The organism is Pedobacter ginsenosidimutans (genome assembly GCF_001442625.1).
GTDB classification, from domain to species: domain Bacteria; phylum Bacteroidota; class Bacteroidia; order Sphingobacteriales; family Sphingobacteriaceae; genus Pedobacter; species Pedobacter ginsenosidimutans.
In genome coordinates, this window is the sequence record NZ_LMZQ01000002.1 from 121926 (window position 1) to 146125 (window position 24200).

The 24200-nt window shown below is 38.5% G+C and carries 22 protein-coding genes; 14 read left to right on the top strand and 8 right to left on the bottom strand.

Annotated features, from left to right (window positions below; genetic code table 11):
- Window positions 1–45 precede the first annotated feature (45 nt).
- A complete protein-coding gene (locus ASU31_RS03115) occupies window positions 46–2469 on the bottom strand; it encodes a DUF5916 domain-containing protein (protein WP_057930941.1) in 2424 nt (807 codons plus the stop codon).
- A 191-nt stretch (window positions 2470–2660) separates the two neighbouring features.
- Between ASU31_RS03115 and ffh the strand changes: the two genes are divergently transcribed.
- Complete coding sequence (gene ffh / locus ASU31_RS03120; RefSeq protein WP_057930942.1) at window positions 2661–3998, top strand: signal recognition particle protein; 1338 nt, start codon at window positions 2661–2663, stop codon at window positions 3996–3998.
- A gap of 248 nt (window positions 3999–4246) precedes the next feature.
- Here the strand turns inward: ffh and ASU31_RS03125 are convergent, their stop codons facing one another.
- Window positions 4247–4690, bottom strand: a complete 444-nt coding sequence (locus ASU31_RS03125; RefSeq protein WP_057930943.1) for an energy transducer TonB — start codon at window positions 4688–4690, stop codon at window positions 4247–4249.
- 89 nt (window positions 4691–4779) lie between these two features.
- On the opposite strand from ASU31_RS03125, the gene ASU31_RS03130 reads away from it, so the two are divergent.
- The 5 genes from ASU31_RS03130 (at window position 4780) to ASU31_RS03150 (ending at window position 9191) form a co-directional block, all read left to right on the top strand.
- The gene (locus tag ASU31_RS03130; protein ID WP_057930944.1) at window positions 4780–6318 is read left to right on the top strand and encodes a YifB family Mg chelatase-like AAA ATPase; all 1539 of its coding nucleotides are present in this window, start codon (window positions 4780–4782) and stop codon (window positions 6316–6318) included.
- Window positions 6319–6412: 94 nt separating this feature from the next.
- The gene (locus tag ASU31_RS03135) at window positions 6413–7069 is read left to right on the top strand and encodes a SanA/YdcF family protein (protein WP_057930945.1); all 657 of its coding nucleotides are present in this window, start codon (window positions 6413–6415) and stop codon (window positions 7067–7069) included.
- 343 nt (window positions 7070–7412) lie between these two features.
- Window positions 7413–7784: a hypothetical protein gene (locus ASU31_RS03140; protein WP_057930946.1), complete on the top strand. Its 372-nt coding sequence runs from the start codon at window positions 7413–7415 to the stop codon at window positions 7782–7784.
- A gap of 74 nt (window positions 7785–7858) precedes the next feature.
- On the top strand, window positions 7859–8428 hold the full coding sequence (locus ASU31_RS03145) for a Crp/Fnr family transcriptional regulator (RefSeq protein WP_057930947.1): 570 nt from the start codon (window positions 7859–7861) through the stop codon (window positions 8426–8428).
- An 85-nt stretch (window positions 8429–8513) separates the two neighbouring features.
- A complete protein-coding gene (locus ASU31_RS03150; RefSeq protein WP_057930948.1) occupies window positions 8514–9191 on the top strand; it encodes a type 1 glutamine amidotransferase domain-containing protein in 678 nt (225 codons plus the stop codon).
- A gap of 52 nt (window positions 9192–9243) precedes the next feature.
- Here the strand turns inward: ASU31_RS03150 and ASU31_RS03155 are convergent, their stop codons facing one another.
- Complete coding sequence (locus tag ASU31_RS03155) at window positions 9244–9495, bottom strand: hypothetical protein (RefSeq protein ID WP_057930949.1); 252 nt, start codon at window positions 9493–9495, stop codon at window positions 9244–9246.
- A 94-nt stretch (window positions 9496–9589) separates the two neighbouring features.
- Between ASU31_RS03155 and ASU31_RS03160 the strand changes: the two genes are divergently transcribed.
- Both ASU31_RS03160 and ASU31_RS03165 read left to right on the top strand, forming a co-directional pair.
- Window positions 9590–9940 (top strand): hypothetical protein, encoded by a 351-nt coding sequence (locus ASU31_RS03160; protein WP_057930950.1) that lies wholly within the window; start codon window positions 9590–9592, stop codon window positions 9938–9940.
- A 78-nt stretch (window positions 9941–10018) separates the two neighbouring features.
- The gene (locus ASU31_RS03165) at window positions 10019–11401 is read left to right on the top strand and encodes an MBL fold metallo-hydrolase RNA specificity domain-containing protein (RefSeq protein ID WP_057930951.1); all 1383 of its coding nucleotides are present in this window, start codon (window positions 10019–10021) and stop codon (window positions 11399–11401) included.
- Between the two features lie 136 nt (window positions 11402–11537).
- On the opposite strand, the gene ASU31_RS03170 is transcribed toward ASU31_RS03165, so the two are convergent.
- Together ASU31_RS03170 and proB are read right to left on the bottom strand one after the other, a co-directional pair.
- The gene (locus ASU31_RS03170; RefSeq protein ID WP_057930952.1) at window positions 11538–12785 is read right to left on the bottom strand and encodes a glutamate-5-semialdehyde dehydrogenase; all 1248 of its coding nucleotides are present in this window, start codon (window positions 12783–12785) and stop codon (window positions 11538–11540) included.
- Between the two features lie 120 nt (window positions 12786–12905).
- Window positions 12906–13985 carry a glutamate 5-kinase gene (gene proB, locus ASU31_RS03175; RefSeq protein WP_057930953.1) on the bottom strand — a complete coding sequence of 360 codons (1080 nt, stop codon included), beginning with the start codon at window positions 13983–13985 and terminating at the stop codon, window positions 12906–12908.
- Between the two features lie 232 nt (window positions 13986–14217).
- On the opposite strand from proB, the gene ASU31_RS03180 reads away from it, so the two are divergent.
- The 4 genes from ASU31_RS03180 to def all read left to right on the top strand — a co-directional run bounded on the left by ASU31_RS03180 (window position 14218) and on the right by def (window position 18923).
- Window positions 14218–16368, top strand: a complete 2151-nt coding sequence (locus ASU31_RS03180) for a S9 family peptidase (RefSeq protein WP_057930954.1) — start codon at window positions 14218–14220, stop codon at window positions 16366–16368.
- Window positions 16369–16505: 137 nt separating this feature from the next.
- Window positions 16506–16958 carry a hypothetical protein gene (locus tag ASU31_RS03185; protein ID WP_057930955.1) on the top strand — a complete coding sequence of 151 codons (453 nt, stop codon included), beginning with the start codon at window positions 16506–16508 and terminating at the stop codon, window positions 16956–16958.
- A 26-nt stretch (window positions 16959–16984) separates the two neighbouring features.
- Window positions 16985–18217, top strand: a complete 1233-nt coding sequence (locus ASU31_RS03190; RefSeq protein ID WP_057930956.1) for a M16 family metallopeptidase — start codon at window positions 16985–16987, stop codon at window positions 18215–18217.
- 145 nt (window positions 18218–18362) lie between these two features.
- The gene (gene def, locus ASU31_RS03195) at window positions 18363–18923 is read left to right on the top strand and encodes a peptide deformylase (RefSeq protein ID WP_057930957.1); all 561 of its coding nucleotides are present in this window, start codon (window positions 18363–18365) and stop codon (window positions 18921–18923) included.
- Between the two features lie 217 nt (window positions 18924–19140).
- On the opposite strand, the gene ASU31_RS03200 is transcribed toward def, so the two are convergent.
- The 3 genes from ASU31_RS03200 to ASU31_RS03210 are packed head-to-tail and all read right to left on the bottom strand — an operon-like array spanning window position 19141 to window position 21186.
- On the bottom strand, window positions 19141–19776 hold the full coding sequence (locus ASU31_RS03200; protein ID WP_057930958.1) for a peptidase associated/transthyretin-like domain-containing protein: 636 nt from the start codon (window positions 19774–19776) through the stop codon (window positions 19141–19143).
- 53 nt (window positions 19777–19829) lie between these two features.
- On the bottom strand, window positions 19830–20075 hold the full coding sequence (locus tag ASU31_RS03205) for a NifU family protein (protein ID WP_025141622.1): 246 nt from the start codon (window positions 20073–20075) through the stop codon (window positions 19830–19832).
- Between the two features lie 34 nt (window positions 20076–20109).
- A complete protein-coding gene (locus ASU31_RS03210) occupies window positions 20110–21186 on the bottom strand; it encodes an Mrp/NBP35 family ATP-binding protein (RefSeq protein WP_057930959.1) in 1077 nt (358 codons plus the stop codon).
- Window positions 21187–21317: 131 nt separating this feature from the next.
- On the opposite strand from ASU31_RS03210, the gene ASU31_RS03215 reads away from it, so the two are divergent.
- Window positions 21318–23474 (top strand): transglycosylase domain-containing protein, encoded by a 2157-nt coding sequence (locus ASU31_RS03215; RefSeq protein WP_057930960.1) that lies wholly within the window; start codon window positions 21318–21320, stop codon window positions 23472–23474.
- Window positions 23475–23641: 167 nt separating this feature from the next.
- Entirely contained in the window at window positions 23642–24184 is a 543-nt protein-coding gene (gene hpt / locus ASU31_RS03220; RefSeq protein ID WP_057930961.1) for a hypoxanthine phosphoribosyltransferase, read from the top strand.
- The last annotated feature ends 16 nt before the right edge of the window (window positions 24185–24200 follow it).

Here is a 24200-nt window from a genome sequence, read left to right on the forward strand (position 1 = left end):
ATTTCCTAGCCTTGGGTTTAAACCCAAGGCTAGGAACACCCTAACTTATCCCTTTTTGCTTTTTTTCTTCAGATCGAGATAATCTACATAATATAAAACCTTCACCGAAAGGCTGTTATTCTGAGGAGCATTTAAAATCCCGCTTAGGTTTTTGTTGTAACGTTGCGTGTAAAAGGTATCATAAGTTTCGGCGGCATCCTTGTACGAAACAGAAAGAGTGCTGCCGGGTGCAAATTGCCAGGTATAAATCAAATCAATATTAAACACATTATAGTTCCTATCCATCCCGGTTAATGTTGGTCCTTGATAATCAGTTAAATGGCCATCAGGCTGAAGCAGGTAAAATTCTTTATTTCTTCTGTCACTCCAATAATGTCTTAGTACAACTGTTAACCCCATTAAGTTGGTAAAGGTGTATTTAGCATCAAATGAGTTTTCTACCGTTCTGCGGTCGTATTTAGAGAAAATAGCTTGATCACCTTGTGCAGTTACCCAGTTTACATAATCGTAGTTCGGGTTAAAATTAAGGTCTAAACCAAAAGCAATCTTATCATTTAACCGCAGGTTCTGGAAAAAGTAAAAGTTGTATTGTTTACCGCCAAAAAGTCGCTGTTCAAAATAGCGCACATTTCCACCAAAATTATAGGCCTTGGCGCGGTTGGGATTTATATACAAGGCAACACCAAAATTTCCTGGCGCCTGATACATTTGTCCATTTCGGGCTTCGTAAAAGTCGTTCCCTTTTCTATCTACACTTAAATCAACCTCTGCCGACCATTGATTTTTAAATTGAACCCAATACCCTGCATTTGTACCTATTTTTTGATAAGCACTCGGTATTGCCCTGCGAGAATAATTTAAATTAAGCCAACTTTCAAATTGATTATACCATTTGCTTGGCTTGTATACGTTATAACCAATACCAATCCGCTGATCTAAAAAGTTGTTATTGGTAAAGAAACCCATATCTGATGGATCAAATTTATCATCAGCATATACCTGATTGTAGCTCCAGGTAAAATTGCCGCTCTGTTTTCCAAACCGTAAGGTGTAGCTATAACCCGTGCTCGACTCTTCACCCCTTAAATAGCTCATTTTACCCCCGCCGTTTACGAAATATTTATTGCCTTTATTGTTTAAATTGAAAAGCAGGGCACTTACATTGGCATCATAAGCAGAACCTTGCCTAAGTACATTTGTGTTGATAAACGTAGCCGAACTGTTGTTTTTTAACGACTGATCGAAAACCAGGATGTTATAATTGGTGAGCGGTTGCGTTTCTACCATGCGAAAGTTACCCTGAGCATCCTCTACCTCGGTTTCCATGCTGTTGGTAATGGCATTAAATATCCCGATACCCAGGCCTTTTGCTGTCCGTCCTGAAATTTTTGTGGCGTTTAATACCTTGGCTTCAGTTTGATCTTTTACAATTTTATCACTGCTGCCTACCGCGCTGTAATTATAATAGGACGGAATAGAACCGATGCGCTTCGAATAAAACAGATCACCTTTGTTAAACAATTCTGTTCCCTCGGTAAAAAACTGCCGGTTTTCATTAAATTTCACTTCAAAAGGAGTGAGGTTTAATATCCGGTTATCGGATTGCACTTGTCCAAAATCGGGTACCAAGGTCATATCCAGTGTAAAACTGTTGTTAATCCCGTATTTAACATCCATCCCTCCATTAAACCGCGAGGTTGTGTTTTTTACCCCGGGCAAATTAACAGGATAATGATTTACATAAGCCGAAATATATGGCGAAAAAGATAATCTTAGCGGAGGTTTAACATTTTTTATTCCCATCCACAACCCTTCCTGATTGATAAAGCCATTTACTTTAGGGTCTACAAAATTCCAAAAGGTTTGAAGGTTTTTCCTTTGCATCCTGCGGCTAAAATTCAAACCCCAGTTCTGAACATCCTTACCAGAGAAACGCAAGGCCGAATAAGGGATCTTCATTTCACAGGTCCACCCTTTATCATCAATTTTAACGGCACTTTCCCATACTGCGTTCCAATTTGAATCTTCATCACCAACCTGCGAGTATTTGGCATCAAACTGAACACCTGCAGCCGTAACGAAAAAGCCATTTCCGTTCATCTTATCGTAAAAGGGATCGACAATAATCGAAATGAAATCGGCGTTGCCAATATTATCCCTCGACACCAACTCGTGCGAAACACTGTCTGGGTGATCGTACATCCGGGCATAAACATAAATCGCAACGTCATCGTAAAGCACCTTCATTTCAGTGCGCCGATCATGAGTTTCGATCTTTCCCGGATTTGGCCTGATCTGAATAAAATCAGTAGCAATTGGAACATTATTCCAACACTCATCATCTAAAATACCGTCTATTTTGGGGCTTTGCAGCGTTCTTTTTGCTTCCAGTTGGCGCTGTTTCGAAATATCCTGGGCTTGGGAAAAAGCACAAATAAATATAAAAAAAAGGAGGATGCAGCGTTTCATTCGTTTAGGTTAGTTAGGTATAAGACCCTGCCTTGAACAAAATGTTGCACCAAAAGAGAATTTAATATTCATCTTCCTAAAGTTTTGACTTTGAGTTGCTAAGATTTACAAGCAAAATTTGATACATTTGCCTTTTATTAAAAACAAGTAGCTTTCTGCCTTTCGGCATGAAGCTTTTAGCTTAAAAAAAGATGTTTGATAATTTACAGGACAAGCTAGACAGAGCATTTAAAGTACTAAAAGGACAAGGCAGCATTACGGAAATCAACGTGGCAGAAACCATGAAAGAGATCCGTAAAGCATTATTAGATGCCGATGTTAACTATAAAACAGCAAAAGCATTTACCGATGATGTGAGGCAAAAAGCTTTGGGGCAAAATGTGCTTACCGCGGTTTCTCCAGGTCAATTGCTTACCAAAATAATGAACGACGAACTTGCAGCCTTAATGGGTGGCGAAGTTACAGAGTTAGATACTAAAGCAAATCCTACCATTATCTTAATTGCTGGTTTAAACGGTGCGGGTAAAACTACTTTTGCAGGGAAACTGGCTTTGCATTTAAAAGGCAAAGGAAAAAAACCTTTATTGGTTGCAGGCGATATGTACCGCCCGGCGGCTGTAGATCAATTGGAGGTTTTAGGAACCTCGGTTGGTGTTTCAGTTTACGCTAACCGTGCATCAAACGATCCTGTTGGCATTGCTTTAGAAGGTATTGCACACGGTAAACAAAATGGAAATAACGTAATCATTATAGATACTGCAGGTCGTTTAGCGATCGACGAATCTTTAATGAATGAAATATCTGAAGTTAAGGCCAAAACTCAGCCGCACGAGATTTTATTCGTGGTAGATTCGATGACCGGTCAGGATGCGGTAAATACAGCCAAAGTATTTAATGACAGGCTTGATTTTACAGGCGTTGTTTTAACCAAATTAGATGGCGATACCCGCGGTGGTGCAGCGCTTTCAATTAAATCGGTAGTAAACAAGCCAATTAAATTTATCGGTACCGGCGAGAAAATGGAAGCCCTTGATGTTTTCTATCCAGACCGTATGGCATCGCGTATTTTGGGCATGGGTGATGTGGTTTCGCTTGTAGAACGGGCACAGATGCAGTTCGATGAGAAAGAGGCAGCAGAACTTCAGAAAAAAATCCGCAAGAATAAATTCGATTTCAACGATTTCTACAACCAGATTCAGCAGATCAAGAAAATGGGTAACATGAAAGATTTGATGGGTATGATACCAGGTGTAGGCAAAATGATGAAGAATGTAGATATTCAGGACGATGCCTTTAAATCAATTGAAGCGATTATCAACTCAATGACTCCTTTTGAAAAAGAAAACCCGGATAGTATCCAGCAAAGCCGCCGTTTACGTATTGCAAAAGGCTCGGGCAGCAAGGTAGAAGAAGTTACCAAGCTGATTAAGCAGTTTGAAGATATGCGTAAAATGATGAAACAGTTTTCTAACCCGGCAGCCGCGGCAGCAATGATGAAAGGCATGCCTAAGATGCCATTTGGCAGATAGTAGAGAGGTTTGAGGCAGAAGGTTTAGGGCGTAAGGTTATTGTAGTCACGTCATGCTGTCCCGAACCTTCCGGATCAGCATCTTTAAATAATACAAATCCCGATCAGTAATGGTCGGGATTTTTGTTTTATAGGTTTTGGAAATGGGGGTTCAGCATTCCATACGGGGGTTCAGCCCTGCTTTCCCTGTCCCGACATAAAGTCGGGATCGTCCAATCAGGTTTATTTAACAAAGACAGTTTAATCAACCTAATTCAAACCAAAACTGATACTGAGATTTCCCTTTGAACGCACTTTTCTGGATTTTAAAGTTGCTGGAATCCACATTTCAGAAGTTCTCAGTAACCGCAATGCTTCTTCATCACACTTAAAATTTAAACCCAGTGTAACTACTGCATCTGTTATTCTACCATCCTTTTCAATTACAAATGACAAATACACCTTTCCAATAGCCCTATCCTTTTTAGGCATTTCAGCATATCTTGAATTAGTTAAAAGATATCTTCTCCATGCGGTTTCTGCACCAGGAAAGTGAGCAAGCGCGTCTACTTCAGTTGAGGAGTAAACATGCTTTTCCTTTGCTTTTTTCAGATCTATTTTAATGGTGTCACCCCTCCCTTGTGAATAAAGTTGTTGACTCGAAATCAGAAAATATATAATTGATAAAATTTTCAGCATTGTTAGTATTTTCATAGTTAACTAAAATTAAAGATTATTAATTATATTAGCTTATAATATTCATCCCGAATAATTTACATCCGAATTTATTTTAATTAAAATCAATGCTTGTAAAAACATACGGGAGTGCTGTTTATGGCGTAAATGCACTAACCATAACAATCGAAGTGAATATTAGCGCGGGTACAAAATACTATATGGTAGGCCTGCCAGATAATGCGGTAAAAGAAAGTCTTCAACGTGTGGCCAGTGCCATTAATATTTCGGGGTTCCGTATGCCGAAGCAGAAAATTGTAGTCAATTTAGCGCCTGCAGATATCAAAAAAGAAGGTTCATCCTATGACCTTCCAATAGCCATCGGTATTTTAGCAGCATCTGGGCAAATCCCTGGTGATGAACTGGACGACTATTTCATCATGGGTGAACTCTCTTTAGACGGGACCATTCAACCCATTAAAGGCGCCTTACCAATCGCAATCCAAGCACAGCAAGATGGTTTTAAAGGTTTCATCTTACCGAAACAAAATGTTCGCGAGGCTGGCATTGTAAACGATTTAATTGCCTATGGCGTAGAAAACCTGGCTCAGGTAATTGCTTTCTTTAATAAGAGTGAAACATTGGAACAGGTTAAAATCAATACGAAAGAAGAATTCTTAAAAAACATAAATAATTACGAGCATGATTTTGCCGATGTTAAAGGCCAGGAAAATATTAAAAGAGCATTGGAAATTGCAGCCGCAGGTGGTCACAATGTTATTTTAATCGGTCCGCCAGGGGCAGGCAAAACTATGTTAGCCAAGCGCCTGCCAACTATATTACCCCCATTAAATTTAAACGAAGCTTTAGAAACCACTAAAATCCATTCCGTTGCCGGAAAACTTTCTGCTGCCGATGCTTTAATGACGATCCGTCCGTACCGCTCCCCACACCATACCATTAGTGATGTTGCCTTAGTGGGCGGGGGAATGAACCCACAGCCTGGAGAAATATCGCTGGCACATAACGGCGTTTTGTTTTTAGATGAGCTGCCTGAGTTTAAACGTACTGTTTTAGAGGTAATGCGCCAACCTTTAGAAGACCGTAAAGTGGCCATAGCAAGGGCAAGGTTTTCGGTAGAATATCCTGCCAGCTTTATGCTGGTGGCCTCGATGAATCCCTGCCCATGTGGTTTTTACAACCATCCGGAGAAAGATTGTGTTTGTGCGCCAGGTGTTGTTCAAAAGTACCTGAGTAAAATATCCGGACCGCTTCTGGACAGGATTGATCTTCATGTAGAAGTAACGCCGGTTAATTTTACAGAACTAGCCTCCAAAGCCGATACAGAAAGAAGCAACCTCATTAGGGAACGTGTAATTAAAGCCCGGGAAATTCAGGACAAACGTTTTCTTGATAAAGAAGAACTGCACTGCAACGCCCAAATGAGCCCGAAAATGGTGCGTAAAGTATGTCAGATCAGCGAAGCAGGTACTAATTTATTAAAAACCGCAATGGAAAAGCTAGGATTATCGGCCCGTGCTTACGATAGGATTTTAAAAGTGGCCCGAACCATTGCCGATTTGGCCGGAAGTGAAAATGTAGAACTCGAGCATTTAGCCGAATCGATTAATTATAGGAGTTTGGATAGGGAAGGTTGGGCAGGATAAAAAGATTTGAAGAAAATCAATTTTTAAATACATGTAATAATCCGTTTTGCCTTTAACTATCTTTAAGAGCTAAATAATTACTACCATTTAATCCATGAAGACTAAAAAAATCATAAAATTGTTAATCTATGCCTCCTTATTGGGCATTATTGTAGTGTTGGGTATAAATTTGTTGGTAAAATCTCAAACTGATCAGGTAATTTTTTCAAAAGAAAAAGACACACCAGGAACCAAAGTGGCCATTATTTTCGGAGCAGGCATTAACAATAATAAACCTAGCAAATACTTAAAAGATAGGCTCGATGCTGGCATCGAACTTTATAAAAACAATAAAATTGATAAAATTCTGTTATCTGGCGATAACGGTAGCGATGAGCATGATGAGTTAACGGTGATGAAACTTTACTGTTATCAGCACGGTGTTGATACCAATAAGATTTATCTTGATTATGCCGGCTTTGATAGCTACTCTACCTTATATAGATCTAAATATATATTTAATATTGATACAGCCATTCTGGTTTCACAAAAATATCATTTAAACCGGTGTATTAATATCGGGAATAAATTGGGCGTTAAATCATATGGCTTTGCTGCCGATAAAGGAACTTATCAGGGTTATAAATATGCTTCTTTTAGAGAATATTTTGCCGTTGTAAAATCTACAATCGACTTAATGATTGGTAGAAAGCCTCATTTTTTAGGCGAAGCAGTAGACATTAACGGACCTTCAAATTATACCAAAGAATAACGTGAAGTATATCTCTTTTTGATTACTTTGAGTGGAAAAAGGTACCTCTATTCTGTCAATGTTGGATTGTATCAATTGCAAAACTAAGTAAGTTCTTTTAAACTGAACAGTTTTAGGTACTTTAATAATCGGTGCAGTTAAAAAATCGATCATCTGAAACAGCCTTCACAAAAAGAACGAATTAAATTAAGAACTAACTACAATACAACAACTTACCAGACGAACATTACGAACTTCCTTTCAGCACAAAATCTGCCTTTATAGGCTAATTTATTCATTTGGCATAGTCATTGTCATAGCTCTGTTACATTTATTACCTATTTAAATAAAAAAAGTGAAAGAGATGAAAAAGACAGTTCAAATTTTCAGCATGCTTTTAATAGCATTAACCGTAATGGTATCATGTAAAAAAGATACCGATCCTGCAGATAGGGATTTCTTCGTGGGTACTTATTCTGGAACCATTACTTATAACGATGGCTCAAAAGACATTAGTGATGATGACGGCAAGGTAAGGGTAGTTAAAACCGGCGATACCTATAACTTTATTTTTGGTACGGGTATCCCTGATATTACAGGCGTAAAATTCCAGGGTTCGGGTGATACTTATACCAGTATTGGCAATGGATTAACTGGTATAAGCGTTAACGCAAGTACATTAAAAATCTTGGTAACCAATTCGAAAGGTACCTGGACAGCAAATTGTACCCGATAATTCTTAATAAAAATAAAAGCGCCAATTGGCGCTTTTATTTTATACCTATAATTCAGATTAGCTAAATTTATAGCATGAGTTTTGAATTAAAAGCACACCTCGAAGAAATCATCCCGCTTACCGATCAAGAATTTGAACCTATAATTGCCCATTTCAGGCTTAAAAAGCTCAAAAAACACCAATATTTGATCCAGGAAGATGAACCTGTAAAAAATATCTATTTCGTAATTAAAGGGCTTTTAAAAGCCACTTTCACCGATGCCAACGGCAAGGAATACATTATACAGTTTGCCATGGAAAACTGGTGGATCTCTGATTTCAGGGCTTTTTACAGCAAGGTAAATTCAATTACTAACATCAGCTGTTTAGAAGATGTAGAATTATTGGCCATTACTAAAGAGAACTTAGACAAAGTATGCGCTGAACACCATAAAATGGAGCATTTCTTCAGAGTGAAAAATAGCTTTGGTTACATTGCCTTACAACAACGGATTTTATCCCTGCTTAGCACAAGTCCTAGAGAACGCTTTGAGCAATTATCGCAACAATATCCACAACTTACACAAAGGGTTTCTAAAACTATTATTGCAGCATACTTAGGCATTTCAAGGGAAACGTTAAGCAGGCTTACCGCAAAAGTGTGATTTAGCGCACACCAAATATGTGACGCTAATCCTTTGCCATTGAGAAATAGCGCCATAATTTTGTTTTATAAATACATAAAAAGATATGAACAAGAAAGTTTTATTCGTGCTTACTAGCCACGACGAATTGGGAAATACAGGTTTAAAAACAGGTTTTTGGTCAGAAGAGCTAGCTGCTCCCTATTATGCCTTAAGCGATAAGGGCATAGAAATTACATTGGCATCGCCAAAAGGTGGCCGACCACCCATTGACCCTAAAAGCGAAGACCCGACATTTCAGACCGATACCACGCGGAGAATGGATAAGGATGCTGTTCTATTGGATAAATTAAAAAACACCATTAAATTGGAAGATGTAAAAATAAGTGATTACGATGCGGTTTTTTATCCTGGTGGCCACGGACCACTTTGGGATTTAGCAGAAAGCACAACCTCGCAACAACTCATAACCGAATTTTATAACGCCAATAAGCCAGTTGCTTTCGTTTGTCATGCGCCAGGGGTACTTAAAGATGTAAAAGTGAATGGCGAATACCTGGTGAAAGACAAAAATGTAACCGGATTTACCAATACGGAAGAAGAGGCCGTACAATTAACAAAAGTAGTGCCTTTCCTGGTTGAGGATATGTTGGTAAAAAACGGCGGGCATTACAGCAAAATCGATGATTGGAATCCCTATGCTGTGGTTGACGGCTTATTGATAACCGGACAAAATCCGGCCTCATCGGAAAAAGTTGCTGAAGAGTTGCTGAAACTGATTTAATTATTTTTTATACAGGTTGATATTGTCAACCTGTATAAATATTGCAGGCAAGCTATAATTCTTCGTCCTCATCATCTTCTTCAGGCACATACTTTTCAATCGCCTGCCCAATTGCATTCACTTCCTCGTCTTCCTCAAAAATTGGAAGTTCGGTTTTGTAATCCATTTTTAACCAGATAGATGAAGTATCCTTTTGAATCTGAATGTATTCTTTTCCATCTTTAAAGATGGTATATGAATCATTTCCTTCAGGGAAAACTGAATAATTAATTGGTCCGATTTCTATATCAAAAGGTTCTTGCATAACTGACATTTTCTTACAAAGATAAAAATCTTTTCGTTGAGCATAAGCTAGCCTGTAAATAAGACTTTATTATCTTTATCTATAATTTTAAACCATGGATTTTTCAAAAGCAGACAACAAAGTTGCCCGAAAATTATTCGAGGTCGCTTTACAACGGGAACTAAAAAAAGAAATGCAGGTATTTTCCGAAATTTTAGATCAATGGAAAAACCAACAGCCTGAAGATAATAGAGACGATTATTATAAAATTTTTACCGCTGTAACAGATTTCGACAAACACATCGCCAGAAGATACGATGGCATGAGAAATTCTTGGTTTTTTGATACCATCATCGCTATGCTTTTAGACAAAACAATCACACATGCTAATTTAGAAGGTTTTTCTGAGGAAGCAAAAAGTGAGATCTTAAGGATTCTTAAATTTAGAGAAAAAGACTATAATTAAAATATTACGCCCTATTGTTTAAAAATCCCTTCAATTATATTACTTTACGGCTAAAGAACTTACGCGATAGATAAGAAGATGAAGTTAACGTTTTGGGGCGCAGCACAACAGGTAACAGGGAGTATGCACCTGCTAGAAGTTGGACATTATAAAATACTGATAGACTGTGGATTAGATTATGAAAAGGAAACCTACCAGGAAGAAAACCAGCAATTCCCTTTCGATCCGGCGAGTATAAACCTCGTTATTTTAACCCATGCCCATATCGATCACTCTGGCAATTTACCTACATTGGTTCGATTAGGTTTTGATGGCCAGGTGCTCTGTACACCACCAACAGCCGACCTTACTTCGATATTATTATTCGATTCAGTAGAGCTTTTTCTAAGAAAAGCAAGCAGAAAACCCAGAACTAAACGCGGTAACTTCAGCGGACCAAAACCTTTGTATCTGCACAAACATGTAATGGATACGATCGATCGTTTTGTAACCATTGCCTTTAACAAGCCTTTCAGGATCAACGGAGATATTAGCCTAACCTTTGTGCCTGTTGGCCATTTGCTTGGCGCTGCTGCAGCTATTTTAACCATAAACGATAATGGTATAGAGAAGAAAATTGCTTTTACAGGCGATATTGGCAGAGAGAACTACCCGGTCTTGGTTAATCCCGAGCCCTTGCCCAAGGTTGACTACCTGGTAAGCGAAGCAACCTATGGCGGGAGGATGCACACCAAAGATCAAACCTTAGAGGAAAGATTGGTTCAGGAAATTACAGAAGCCTGCATTAAAAGCCCTGGACGATTGATTATTCCTGCATTTAGTATTGGCCGTACACAATCGTTGGTATTTGCCCTAAACCAGATCTTTACTAAAAAACTGTTGCCACCTATTCAGATTTTTGTAGATAGTCCCATGGCCATACAGGCTACCGAGGTTTACCGCAAACACCATAATCTGGTTAATCAGGAAGCGAAAGACTTTTACCAAACCATGGGTGATGAGTTCGAATTTGAGCATCTCGCCTACGTTCAAACCATGAAAGAAAGTAAAGATGTTTCCAATTATTTCGATCCCTGTATTATCATTTCATCTGCAGGTATGTTAGAGGGAGGAAGGATTCAGGATCACTTGTACTACAATATTCAGAACTATTATTGCACCATTCTTTTTATCGGCTATTGTGCCAAAGGAACACTTGGTTACAAACTTTTGAGCGGAGCACCTATTGTGCGCATTAAAGACCGGGAAATGATGGTTTACGCTACTATACACCAAACCGATCTACTCAGTGGCCACGGCGATCATAACGATTTAGTAAAAACAATTAAACAAACTGGCCAACCCAAAAAAGTTTTCTTAGTTCATGGTGAAGATAAAAGCCTGCAAAGTCTTTCTTTTGCTTTGCAAGAAGATGGCTTTAACGTTGCTGTGCCAGAAAGGGGAGAAGTTTTTGAGTTATAGGTTCAATTGTTCATTCGTCATTTGTTCATTAGTGTTTCATGGCTTATGGTTTTTTAGTCAATAGCTTAATAGGCTACAAGCTATTGACCAAAAGTGCAGGGATTCTTCACTGCATTCAGAATGACAATAAAACCGATCAGCCCCTTACTTGTCCATCACCCCTTACCACCCACTTATAGCTGGTTAATTCTTCTAAGCCCATTGGCCCACGGGCGTGAAGTTTTTGCGTGCTAATGCCAATTTCGGCACCTAGACCAAACTGTGCACCATCAGTAAATCCGGTAGAGGCATTGGCATAAACCGCAGCAGCATCTACTTCGTTTAAAAATTGGGCAATATTCGCAGCATCTTCAGAAATAATGGCCTCACTATGTTTAGAGCTATAATCTGCAATGTGGTTCAAAGCTTCAGTTAAATCAGCCACTACTTTAACCGCTAGTTTTAAAGATAAGAACTCTGTACCAAAATGCTCTGGTGTAGCCTGATTTAACAATTGTTCAGGGTAAGAAGCTTTTAATAGCTCAAAACATTTTTCATCAGCATAGAGCTCAACGTTTCCATCAGCTAGAGGCGATAGGAGAGCAGGCAAATCGCTAAGTCTATTTTCATTAACGAGTACACAATCCAGAGAATTACAAACACTTACCCTTCTGGTTTTCGCATTAAAAATAATCGCTTTACCTTTCTCTAAATCACCCGTCTTGTCAAAATAAGTATGTACAATCCCTGCTCCGGTTTCAATAACGGGGATTTTACTGTTTTCGCGAACGTAATTAATTAACGATTGACTTCCCCTTGGGATCAAAACATCTACAAAACCTCTTGCATTCAATAAAGCTTCGGTTGCGACTCTTTCGGCTGGCAATAGGGTTAAAACATTGCGATTGATTTTATAATTATCTAAAACATCGTGTATCACCTTTGCAATAGACAGATTCGAAAATTCAGCATCACTGCCTCCTTTTAGCACGGCAACATTTCCGGTTTTAAAACAGAGTGAAAATACATCAGCAGTAACATTTGGACGCGCTTCGTAAATTACGCCAACCACACCTAATGGCACGCTAATTTTTTGAATATGAAGATTGTTCTCCAGCGTTTTATCTGAAAGGATTTTACCCAATGGACTGGTTAAACCTGCAACATTTTTAAGGTCGTTCGCAATATCGGCAATGCGCGCTGCGCTTAACTTTAACCTGTCGTATTTGGGGTCTTCGATGGGCATTTTCGCTAAATCCTTTACATTTTCAGCAAGAATTAATTCAGTATTGGCCACTAAAGCAGCAGCCAGATCTGTAAGAACTGCATCTGTTGTTTCTTTGCTCAGGCTAACTAAGGTACGACTTGCTTGTTTTGCCTTTTCGAAGTATTGTTTGTAATCCATTGGTTTTCTTTTTTTTTACCACAGAGTCCACCGAGTTCTCACAGAGAAAATGAGCGTGTGATTTACTTTACTCTGCGCCTCTCTGTGATTTTTTCTCTGTGCACTTAGTGGTTAAACCTTTTAAATAGCCGAGTAAAAATAATCGTAATGCACCAGCGCTTTCTGTTTCTTTTGCCCGATGCGTTCCCTGGCTTTGTCTGATCCGTATTCCGCTATTCCAAGCCCTATGAGATTGTTTTTTTCGTCTATAATTTTAATAATATCGCCTTTTAAAAAGTCTGTTTGGATTTCTATTATTCCAACGGGCAATAAGCTTGTTGCTTTACCAGAGGTTAATACCGTTTTTGCCCCATCATTTAATTTCACAACGCCTGTTGCGGCAGTTTCAGAGTGAGCAATCCATTTTTTCTTGCCCGATTTACTTTTTTCGGGCACAAAGCGCGTATGCACCAGTTCGTTGTTTAATAAAGAAGTAAGCACATTGTCTTTCGTTCCATTAGCAATATGAACGGTGATACCCAGTTTAGCCACCTTTTGCGCCATAGTCGATTTGGTAATCATTCCACCACGGCCAAATTGTGATTTACCCGTTTGGATAAAAGACGCCAGGTTAGCAACCGAACCATTAATTTCCTCAATAACAGCCGACCCTTCAATTTTCGGATCGCCATTGTAAATGCCGTTTACATTCGATAGGATAATCAAAGCATCGGCATTTAACATTGAAGCAATTAATCCTGCCAGTTCATCATTATCGGTAAACATCAGTTCGGTAACCGAAACTACATCATTTTCATTCACCACAGGGATTACCTCATTTTGAAGCAAAATCTGCAAGCAGTTTTTCATGTTTAAATAATGTGCCCGGTCGCGGAAATCTTCTTTGGTAACCAAAACCTGTGCACACTGAATTTCATGTGCTGCAAAAAAATTAGCGTAAGTATTAATCAGTTTAACCTGACCAATGGCTGCCAATAGTTGTCGGGTAGTTACAGCATCTTGTTTTTCAGACACCTTGATCAAACTTCTGCCAGACGCCACCGCACCCGAAGAAACCAAAATCACCTCAATACCAAGTTTTTTTATATCGGCAAGTTGATTTACAAGGTGTTTAATCCTTGTTTCATCGGGCAAACCATTCGCCTGTGTAATTACATTCGAACCAACTTTAACAACTATTTTTTTGTACCCTAATTTCATTATTATTTTCAAGCAATTTGATGTGGCAATTTACCATCAATTTTTCTAATTCAGATGATTATCTATAGGCATAATGGATTTTTACAAAAATGGCAATTAGTTTGGCGTTTAGAGTAGGTTAACCGATTTAAACAGCTTATACAATCAACCATCTCGCCACTAATGAACTAATGGCAACTGAACTATTGAACTAAATTATTTAAATTGCATTCAACCTAAATTTCAAACCACTATGAAACGTATCTTACCAGGCATAATATTGCTCAGTGCAATTACGGCTTGTAACAACCCTCAAAAGAAAGAAATGAAAGCAATAAAATGGCCCGATGCCAAGGCCCCTATAGCAGAGATTATTCCGCATAAAAGAACAATACATGGCGATACCGTGGTAGATAACTACTATTGGATGATCGATTACTTTAAAAAAGGTCCCGATAGTACAAAAGTTGTTGATTATTTAAAGGCCGAAAATACCTATCTCAATACGATGATGAAAAGTACAGATCAATTTCAGGCTGATCTGTTTAAAGAAATGAAAGGGAGGATTAAAGAAAAAGACGAATCTGTTCCTGTTTTCAGGAATGGCTATTTCTATTACACCAGAACGGAAGACGGGCAGCAATATTTTAAGTATTGCCGTAAAAAGGGGAGCTTAAAGGCCGCGGAGGAAATACTTTTAGATGTGGATAAGCTGGCAAAGGGCCATGCCTATTACAGCGCTACTGGATTTAGTGTTAGTCCCGATAATAAACTTTTAGCCTTTGGGGTAGATCAGGTTTCACGCCGCCAATACACCATCAATGTTAAAAATTTAGAAACCGGCGAAATGCTGAAAGATGCCATTACCAACACCGAAGGCGGGGTAGCATGGGCGAATGACAATAAAACACTTTTCTATACTTCGAAAAACCCCATTACACTATTAAGCGAAAAAATCAAAAAACACACCCTTGGTACCGATGCTAAAACAGATCCCATAGTTTATGATGAAAAAGACAACAGTAATTATATCGGTGTAATGAAATCGAAAAATGGCCGTTTTATTTTCATTGCATCGCAGGGGACACTAACTACCGAATATAGAATGATTGATGCAGATCATCCAGAGGCAGCATTTAAAGTATTTTCGCCCCGCTCAAAAGATGTTTTATACGATATTTTAACGGTAGATGATAAGTTTTACATCATCACCAACTGGAATGCCAAAAATTTCCGTTTGATGCAATGCCCGCTGGATAAAACAGAAAAAGAAAACTGGAAAGAGGTTATCCCTAACCGGAAAGATGTTTTACTCGAATATGGAGAGGAATTTAAAGATCATTTGGTATTATCAGAGCGTAAAAACGGCTTGACCGAATTGCGTGTACTCAAGAAAGATGGTAGTGATTATTATATTAAGTTCGATGAACCTGTTTACGCCGCTGGCGTTGGTGCGAACCCCGAGTACAACAGTAAAACATTACGTTATTCCTATACTTCTCTAACTACGCCAAATTCGGTTTACGATTACGACCTGGAGAAAAAGGAGAAAAAGCTAATGAAACAACAGGAAGTTGTTGGCGGGTACGATCCAAAAGATTACGTAACTGAACGTGTTTTCGCTACGGCAAAAGATGGCACAAAAATACCGATTGCATTAGTTTACAAAAAGGGCTTCAAAAAGAACAGCAACGCTCCATTACTACTTTACGCGTATGGATCTTATGGATCGAGCACGGATGCAAATTTCTCTTCACCCAGGCTGAGTTTGTTAAACCGTGGCTTTGTTTTCGCCATTGCCAACATCCGTGGCGGACAGGAAATGGGGCGCCAGTGGTATGAAGACGGTAAACTGATGAAAAAGAAAAACACCTTTACTGATTTCATTGCAGCGGGCGAGTACCTGGTTGATCAGAAATACACATCAAAAGGCCATTTATATGCACATGGAGGTAGCGCAGGTGGTTTATTGATGGGCGCTGTGGCTAATATGGCTCCCGATTTATGGAACGGTATTATTGCTGATGTTCCTTTTGTAGATGTAATTAATACCATGCTGGATGAAAGCATTCCATTAACCACGAATGAGTTCGACGAGTGGGGAAATCCGAAACAAAAAGCAGCTTACGATTATATGAAAAGTTATTCTCCTTACGAAAATGTAGAGAAAAAAGCCTACCCAAATATGTTAGTTACTACAGGCTTACACGATAGCCAGGTGCAGTATTTCGAACCGGCCAAATGGGTAGCCAAATTAAGAGCAACCAAAACTGATAAGAATGTTTTACTCCTTAAAACCAATATGGAATTTGGCCATGGTGGTGCATCAGGCCGTTTTGATTATCTAAAAGATGTATCGTTGCGCTGGGCGTTTTTATTCTCATTGGAGGGGATAACGAAATAATTTTTAATAGATTCGTCATTTCGAGCGGAATGCAATGAAGTCGAGAAATCTATCTTAAAAGATCTCTCCATTTCGCTACTCTCCAGTCGAGATGACGGATCTTTTTAAACCTTTAATCAATTATACATCACCACACAATGAACACCAAACTAAAAACACTTCAAATTATCCACCTTGCTTTATGCTCAGGTGTTTTCCTATTTGCCCTGGTAACCATATTTCTCAACCGTGAGATGATGTTTTTTGATGCCAATCCTAAAACTACTTCACCTTTTAACCCAATATTTCCGATTATGGGCTTGATCACCATCTCGGCGAGTATCTTTTTTTATAGAAACTTAATGGCAAAAATCGACAAAAATGCTCCTGCCGATACAAAGATTAATATGTATCAAAGTGCGTTTATCATCAGTTCGGCAATGCTGGAAGGGGGTGCTCTTTTCAATATCGTTGGTTTTTTTATGACACATAATTCATTCTTCTTGATATTTGGTGCAGCTAATTTTATTTTTTTGATACTCAAAAGACCTACCAAGAATAAATTGATTTCCGCTTTACAATTGCAATATCCAGATACAGAGGCTTTGTAAGCAATTAGCCTTATCTTTGCCCTTCAATGGAATACAATGTTCACACTTTGCCAAACGGCATACGCTTACTGCATGTGCCCTCGGCCTCTGCCATATCTCATGCATGCATCATCGTCAACACAGGATCGCGCGATGAGCCTGAAAACAAAGCAGGTTTAGCACACTTTATTGAGCATCTGATTTTTAAGCGTACCGAAAAACGGAGCACCAACCAGATTTTAAACCGCCTGGAGAGTGTTGGGGCAGATTTAAATGCTTATACTACAAAAGAATACACTTGCGTGCACGCTTCTTTTTTAAATCCATATTTAGATAGAACATTAGATCTTTTCAATGATATTATATTCCACTCTACCTTCCCCGAAGAGGAAATGGATAAAGAAAAAAGTGTAATCCTGGATGAAATCTCTTCTTATTTAGATCAACCGGAAGAGGCTATAAACGATGATTTTGAAGATATGCTTTTCGCTGGCCATGCACTGGGCAACAACATTTTGGGCACAACCGAATCCGTTCAGCATTTTACCAGGGAAGATGTAATCAATTTCAGAAAAGCTAATTACCGCACAAACGAAATTGTGGTGGCCGTTTTAGGCAATTACACCTTAAATAGTGTTGTAAATAAAGGGAGCAAACATTTTGCTGATGTTGAAGAGAATAATCCAAACAAAGAAAGGGTTAAACCAGGCATACTTCCACAAAACAATACTACTATCTATAAGCCGATTATGCAGGCACACTGTATTTTAGGCAGGCAGGCATATTCTACACACCAATCGCAAAAGGTGCCATTAATGCTGTTGAATAATTATTTTGGCGGCAATGGAATGAGTTCGGTTTTGAATCTACAGATCAGAGAAAAATATGGGATTGCCTATACCATCGAGTCCAACTTTTCGCCTTTAAGCGATACAGGTATTTTTTCTATTTATTTCGGAACAGATAAAGAAAAACAAGCCAAAGCACTCTCTTTAATCTTTAAGGAGATCAAAAAGCTTAGAGAACATCCTTTAAATGAATTACAGTTACAAAAAGCCAAGAACAAATTTATCGGACAGATTGCTTTGGGTGAAGAAAACAGAATCGGTTTAATCATTTCGATGGCCAAAAGCCTGATTGATCACAACAAAATCGATTCTCTGGAAACTGTTTTTGAGAAAATAAATGCCGTTACCACCAAACAAATGGCAGAAGTTACCGATGAGATTTTAAATATTGAGCAACTGAATATCTTTACTTTCTGCCCAATAGAGGAATAATTCTTATTTTTGTAAGTCAAAACCTTTCGCTTTGTCATCCTGAGCTTGTTGAAGGACTTAACTACGGGTCTTCGACAAGCTCAGACTGACAGCATTTTGCAATAATTAACAAGTTCAGATTGAGGTCTGAAAAAAATATAATACAATGAAATTACCAATAGTAGCTTACGGTGATCCTGTTTTAAAAAAGGTAGGAACCGATATCGATAAAGATTATCCAGGATTAGAACAATTAATCAGCGACATGTTCGACACCATGTATTATGCAAATGGTGTGGGCTTAGCTGCTCCTCAGGTTGGCTTGCCTATCCGTTTGTTTATTGTAGATACAGGTGAAGATGAAGATGGCACACCAGGCTACAAAAAGGTATTTATCAATGCCGAAATTTTGGAAGAAACGGGAGAGGCCTGGAGTTTTAACGAAGGCTGCTTAAGTATTCCTGATATCCGCGAAAACATTATGCGCAAGCCCAATGTCAAAATCACCTATTTTGATGAAAACTGGGTAGAACATACCGACGATGTAGACGGAATGCCGGCACGCGTAATCCAACATGAATACGATCATATCGAAGGAAAACTATTTACCGATAAAGTAAGTGTGCTCCGTAAAACCATGCTTAAAAGCAAACTGGATGCGATTTCGAAAGGAAATATCAAAACAGATTACAAAATGAAGTTTCCTAATAAGAGCAAAAAAAGGTAAGTTTTGATGTAAGATATCAAAGGGAAAATGGAAACGTTTTCCCTTTTTTGTTTTAAGGCATACCGGCATTAATTTCTCTCAGGCGTCATCCTGAATTTATTTCAGGATCTTTATAGCAGCATAGATCCTGAAATAAATTCAGGATGATGGCTAAATAAAATTAAGATAATGATTAAATACCGCTTGGTCTTCTGCATCCAAGACTAAGGACTCCAGACTAATTCGTCCGGCTCTTATCCCCATCAAAAATCTGCTGCATCAGCTTACCCCATGCGAAAGGATTAAGCAGGGGATTAGTTTGCACCATGTTCTTGTTGACCATCCTATCAAAATTATACCGGTAATTCTGACTTCCAATTTCCTGTCCGTCACGCGGTAAAGTCTGGATTAAACCATCAATTGAGGAGCGTGAGAGGTTCTTTTTGGCTATGGCCATATCATCATCCGCCAGTTTCATCGATAAAAACTCGCGGGTAAATTCTTCTGTTGTTGCCCATGGAAAAACACGCACCGATGGTAAATCAATCACATTGGCTTTCAGTTTAACCATAATCGTGTACTTGCTATCCGGTGTGCTTTCAGGAATTACCGTAGAAAATTTCTTATAACCAATGGCCGTGAACAAAATGGTATCGCCAGGATTTACAATGAAGGTAAAATACCCTCTATAATCAGCACCAACCCTTTTACTCTTTGCAGAAAGATTGGTGATGGTAACGTAAGGAATCACGTTTGAGCTATCGATATCGGTAATAATCCCTGAAAATTGGATGAGTTTATCCTGTGCCGGCTTTTGTTGTGCAAAAGCGGTTACAGAAAAAATAAGGCAAATTAGGGCAACACAATATCTCATTAAGACAAAAGTAATTTTATTAATAAAACTTCCTTGTTAAATAGTGTTAAAGCTTATTCTTGCTCTGCCATGTTAACGGCAACTACCGAAGTGATCTGAGGAACGGCTTTCATAATAGCCTGTTCGATACCAGATTTCATAGTCATGAAACTCATCGGGCAAGAACCGCAGTTGCCTAAAAGTTTAAGCTTTACCGTTCCTTCAGATGTAATTTCTTCAACAGAAACATCACCTCCATCAGCCTTTAAATATGGCCTGATAGTTTCCAATGCCTGTTCTACTTGTTCTGTTAAATTCATTATATATATTTTAATTTATAAAAATAGTAATTTTTTAGCAATTCACCATTTGCGCATTGTTGATGGATATCTGTTGTGCAATTTTACTTGCAATATCTCCAAATATAACATCAAGCAAAGGATTTTGGTTTAAGGCTACCGGTTTCCCTTTATCTCCTGCTTCCGAAATACTTTGTATAATTGGAATTTCTCCTAAAAACGGCACATCAAAACGTGCTGCAAGTTCGGTACCACCACCTTTTCCGAAGATATAATATTTATTCTCGGGCAATTCTGCTGGTGTAAAATACGACATGTTTTCTATAACACCTAAAATCGGGATATTAATTCCCGGCATTCTGAACATCGCCAAACCTTTATGTGTATCGGCCAGTGCAACCTGCTGAGGTGTAGTAACCACAACCGCTCCCGAAATTGGGAAACTCTGTGTAATGGTGATGTGGATATCACCCGTTCCCGGTGGAAGATCTACGATCAGATAATCCAGTTCTCCCCAGTTTGTATCGTTAAACAATTGTTTTACTGCGTTTGAAGCCATTGGTCCGCGCCATGGCACTGGTTGGCCAGGATCTGCAAAAAAGCCTAACGATAATAACTTGATCCCATATTTCTCAATCGGTAAAATTTTGGTTTTACCATCGGCAGTTTCTTCAGCACCCGGCTTGGCATCAACCAGATCGAACATGGTGGGTACTGACGGCCCATAAATATCGGCATCGATAAGGCCAACTTTGGCACCATCTTTAGCCAATACAACCGCCAGATTACTCGCTACAGTAGATTTACCAACTCCTCCTTTTCCGGATGAAACCAAAATGATGTTTTTGATGTTATCTAACGATGACGAATTGCTTGGTTGGGTAACCCTCGAAGTTACATTGATGATTACCGCTGCCGTTGGCGATACAAAATGCTTGATGGCATTAGTACAGGCATTTTTCAGCATTTCCTTCATTGGGCATGCCGGTGTAGTAAGCTCTAATGTAAATTTGACCTGGTTATCTGTTATCTGTAAATCTTTAATCATGTTTAAAGTAACCAGATCTTTTTTAAGATCGGGATCTTCAACATTTTTAAGCGCATCTAAAACTTGTTGCGGGCTAATCTGCATGGTATTAATTTAAATTCAAAATTAACAAAACATAGCCATAAATACTTTTATTTAGGCTTTTTAACTGTAATTTTAACACGAAATAAACATTTAATTGTTACGTTTAAGCAATTAACCATTTTAACGACTATATGCGAATACCAAAAATTAAGATCCCCAAAAAATATTTAAAAATCGGAGCCTGGGTTTTAGGTGTTTTTTTAGTTGTTTGTATTGCTTTGGGTGCGGTAGCCTATAGCAAAAGGGAAGCACTTCTTAAAAAAATGGTGGCCAAAGCAATTGCCAAGGCCGATAAGGATTATGGCTTGGAGGTTAAAATCGGATCGGCAGGTTTTACAGGGCTGAGCACCGTAAAAATGACCAATATTTCTGTTGTTCCTAAAGATAGGGATACGCTTTCTAATATTGGCGAACTTAGCGTGGGTGTAAAACTTTTCCCGCTTATTTTTGGTAAAGTAAAACTCTCAGAAGTAAAACTGAACAATGGTTTTGTAAGTGTTGTACTTAAAGATTCGACCACAAATATCGATTTCATCTTAAAGCGCAAGAAAAAAGACAGCACCCAAACCAATGGAAAAGCCAATTTACCAGAAATAGCCAGCAACATCTTAAATCAGGTTTTATACAAAATCCCTGACGATATGGATGTGAAGAACATGATGTTTAAACTAAACGATCATGATACAGCCAAATTGAGTTTTGCAACAACAGCTACAATTGATGGCGGTGATTTAAAATCAACTATTGATGTAAACAATAACGAATCTACCTGGCATGTAAACGGTTATGTAAACCCAGGCAGCAAAGAATTGAGCTTTACCGCTTATGCCGATGGAAAAAAACTGGAATTACCTTACTTAAACAATAAGCTGCATGCAAAAATCAGTTTTGATACCTTACAAACCGAACTTAAAAATGCAAAATACAGTGGCGACGATTATAAAATTTCTGGCTCCTGGTCGGTTAAAAACATGCTAATTAATCAGCCACGCATTGCTTCGAACGATATCATTGTACAAAGTGCAAAACTGGACGCAGATATTTTAGTTGGGCCTAATTTCATTGCTTTAGACAGCACATCAACAGCCTACCTGAAAAATGCACAGATCCATCCTTTTGTTAAATATACTCTAGGAAAGAACAAAATATATGAGTTAAAGCTAAATGCCGAAGAACAGGATGCACAAGGGGTTTTAGATGCTTTTCCACAAGGCTTGTTCGAATCGTTGGAAGGATTAAAAGTACAGGGTAAGGTGAAGTACAATCTTAATTTTTATTTAGACACCAAAGTACCAGATAGCGTGCGCTTCAGTTCTACCTTAACACCCGTTGATTTCAAAATTGTACAATGGGGTAAAACCAATCTGCAAAAAATCAACAGTCCGTTTGTTTATACCCCTTATGAGTATGGCAAACCGATGAGAGATATTACCATAGGCCCATCAAACCCAAACTTTACACCTTTATCGTCAATTTCGAAAAACTTTATCAATGCGGTTCTAACAGCAGAAGACCCATCATTTTTTACGCATAACGGCTTTGTTGAAGAATCGATCCGTAAATCAATCGCCGTAAACTTTAAAGAAAAGAAATTTAAACGTGGTGGCAGTACCATCAGTATGCAGCTGGTTAAAAATGTTTATTTAAGCCGTCAAAAAACCTTGGCCCGTAAAGCCGAGGAGATATTAATTGTTTGGCTTATTGAACATAATCACCTGGTAAGCAAACAACGGATGCTCGAAGTGTATTTCAACATTATGGAACTAGGCCAGAATATTTATGGAATAGGTGAGGCATCGCGCTATTATTTTGGAAAACAGCCTGCCGATTTAACCATCGGGGATGGATTATTCCTGGCGAGTATTGTTCCTAAACCAAAAGCATCGATGTATAAATTCATGGCTGATGGTAGTTTGAAACCTTACATGTTCAACTATTTTAGGTTTATGGGAAATATTATGGCAAGAAGAGGTTTAGTGGCGAGCGATACTTCAGGTTATGGTTTCTATAACGTACGTTTAAGAGAGGGGCTTCGCCAGTATTTAGCACCTGATACGGCTGTTATTGATACTACAGCGTTTGATGATGACGGAGACGGCTTACCGGTTGTAATTGTACACGATAAAAATAAAAGTTTCTTCGAACGCCTTTTTGGTGGCGGATCTAAAAAAGATACCTCAGGCAAACAGATAACCACGCCAACCGATACCACTAAAACAAAAAAACAATTAAGGCAGGAGCGTAGGGAAGAACGACGACGACAAAAAGAATTGGAAAAAACTCAGTAGGAATGAGTTTGCAGTTGTCAATTGGCATTTACCAGTTGAGCCACACGATTAAACAATTAACCATGACCAAGTTTGCAATTGGTAGTTTACGGGTCTTAGTTAAAACCCAACGATTAACCAGTTAACCGATTCATACAATTAAACAACCATAACCTTTCAACAGCAGCATGCACAAAATAAAAGTAGAGGATAAAGAGTTCGAGATATTTTTAGAGAACGATACCTTAAACAAACGGATCCGTTTACTGGGCATCCAGATCAATGTTGATTACGAGGGCAAATGCCCGCTATTTATTGGTGTATTAAACGGTAGTTTTTTGTTTATGGCTGATCTAATCAAAGAAATAAACGTACCCTGCGAAGTTGCTTTTATGCGTGTGGCCTCATACGAAGGAACAGCAAGTTCGGGAAATGTAAAAGAATTAATCGGACTGCCTGATAAGATAGAAGGCAGAGATATTATAATTGTGGAAGATATTGTTGATACAGGCTTAACCTTAACGCATATTTTAAAAACGATAAAAGAAAAAAATCCTGCTTCAATTAAAGTAGCTTCTCTTTTGCTTAAACCAAGCGCTTTAAAATATGAAATTGAAGAACTAGAATACGTTGGTTTTGAAATACCTAACGAATTTGTAGTGGGTTACGGATTAGATTATAATGGCCTTGGCAGAAACCTGACTGATATTTACAGAGCAACTGAGGCATAATTTTTAGATCGGATTA

What these genes read in the sequence shown, in the direction of transcription:
- ASU31_RS03135 (WP_057930945.1), top strand. Translation starts at nt 6,413, where the DNA reads ATGAAGACTAAAAAAATCATAAAATTGTTAATCTATGCCTCCTTATTG.
- ASU31_RS03160 (WP_057930950.1), top strand. Translation starts at nt 9,590, where the DNA reads ATGGATTTTTCAAAAGCAGACAACAAAGTTGCCCGAAAATTATTCGAG.
- ASU31_RS03155 (WP_057930949.1), bottom strand. Translation starts at nt 9,495, where the DNA reads ATGCAAGAACCTTTTGATATAGAAATCGGACCAATTAATTATTCAGTT.
- ASU31_RS03205 (WP_025141622.1), bottom strand. Translation starts at nt 20,075, where the DNA reads ATGAATTTAACAGAACAAGTAGAACAGGCATTGGAAACTATCAGGCCA.
- ASU31_RS03215 (WP_057930960.1), top strand. Translation starts at nt 21,318, where the DNA reads ATGCGAATACCAAAAATTAAGATCCCCAAAAAATATTTAAAAATCGGA.
- hpt (WP_057930961.1), top strand. Translation starts at nt 23,642, where the DNA reads ATGCACAAAATAAAAGTAGAGGATAAAGAGTTCGAGATATTTTTAGAG.
- ASU31_RS03210 (WP_057930959.1), bottom strand. Translation starts at nt 21,186, where the DNA reads ATGCAGATTAGCCCGCAACAAGTTTTAGATGCGCTTAAAAATGTTGAA.
- ASU31_RS03140 (WP_057930946.1), top strand. Translation starts at nt 7,413, where the DNA reads ATGAAAAAGACAGTTCAAATTTTCAGCATGCTTTTAATAGCATTAACC.
- ASU31_RS03130 (WP_057930944.1), top strand. Translation starts at nt 4,780, where the DNA reads ATGCTTGTAAAAACATACGGGAGTGCTGTTTATGGCGTAAATGCACTA.
- proB (WP_057930953.1), bottom strand. Translation starts at nt 13,985, where the DNA reads ATGAAATTAGGGTACAAAAAAATAGTTGTTAAAGTTGGTTCGAATGTA.
- ASU31_RS03185 (WP_057930955.1), top strand. Translation starts at nt 16,506, where the DNA reads ATGAACACCAAACTAAAAACACTTCAAATTATCCACCTTGCTTTATGC.
- ASU31_RS03125 (WP_057930943.1), bottom strand. Translation starts at nt 4,690, where the DNA reads ATGAAAATACTAACAATGCTGAAAATTTTATCAATTATATATTTTCTG.
- ASU31_RS03190 (WP_057930956.1), top strand. Translation starts at nt 16,985, where the DNA reads ATGGAATACAATGTTCACACTTTGCCAAACGGCATACGCTTACTGCAT.
- def (WP_057930957.1), top strand. Translation starts at nt 18,363, where the DNA reads ATGAAATTACCAATAGTAGCTTACGGTGATCCTGTTTTAAAAAAGGTA.
- ASU31_RS03145 (WP_057930947.1), top strand. Translation starts at nt 7,859, where the DNA reads ATGAGTTTTGAATTAAAAGCACACCTCGAAGAAATCATCCCGCTTACC.
- ASU31_RS03150 (WP_057930948.1), top strand. Translation starts at nt 8,514, where the DNA reads ATGAACAAGAAAGTTTTATTCGTGCTTACTAGCCACGACGAATTGGGA.
- ASU31_RS03165 (WP_057930951.1), top strand. Translation starts at nt 10,019, where the DNA reads ATGAAGTTAACGTTTTGGGGCGCAGCACAACAGGTAACAGGGAGTATG.
- ffh (WP_057930942.1), top strand. Translation starts at nt 2,661, where the DNA reads ATGTTTGATAATTTACAGGACAAGCTAGACAGAGCATTTAAAGTACTA.
- ASU31_RS03200 (WP_057930958.1), bottom strand. Translation starts at nt 19,776, where the DNA reads ATGAGATATTGTGTTGCCCTAATTTGCCTTATTTTTTCTGTAACCGCT.
- ASU31_RS03170 (WP_057930952.1), bottom strand. Translation starts at nt 12,785, where the DNA reads ATGGATTACAAACAATACTTCGAAAAGGCAAAACAAGCAAGTCGTACC.
- ASU31_RS03115 (WP_057930941.1), bottom strand. Translation starts at nt 2,469, where the DNA reads ATGAAACGCTGCATCCTCCTTTTTTTTATATTTATTTGTGCTTTTTCC.
- ASU31_RS03180 (WP_057930954.1), top strand. Translation starts at nt 14,218, where the DNA reads ATGAAACGTATCTTACCAGGCATAATATTGCTCAGTGCAATTACGGCT.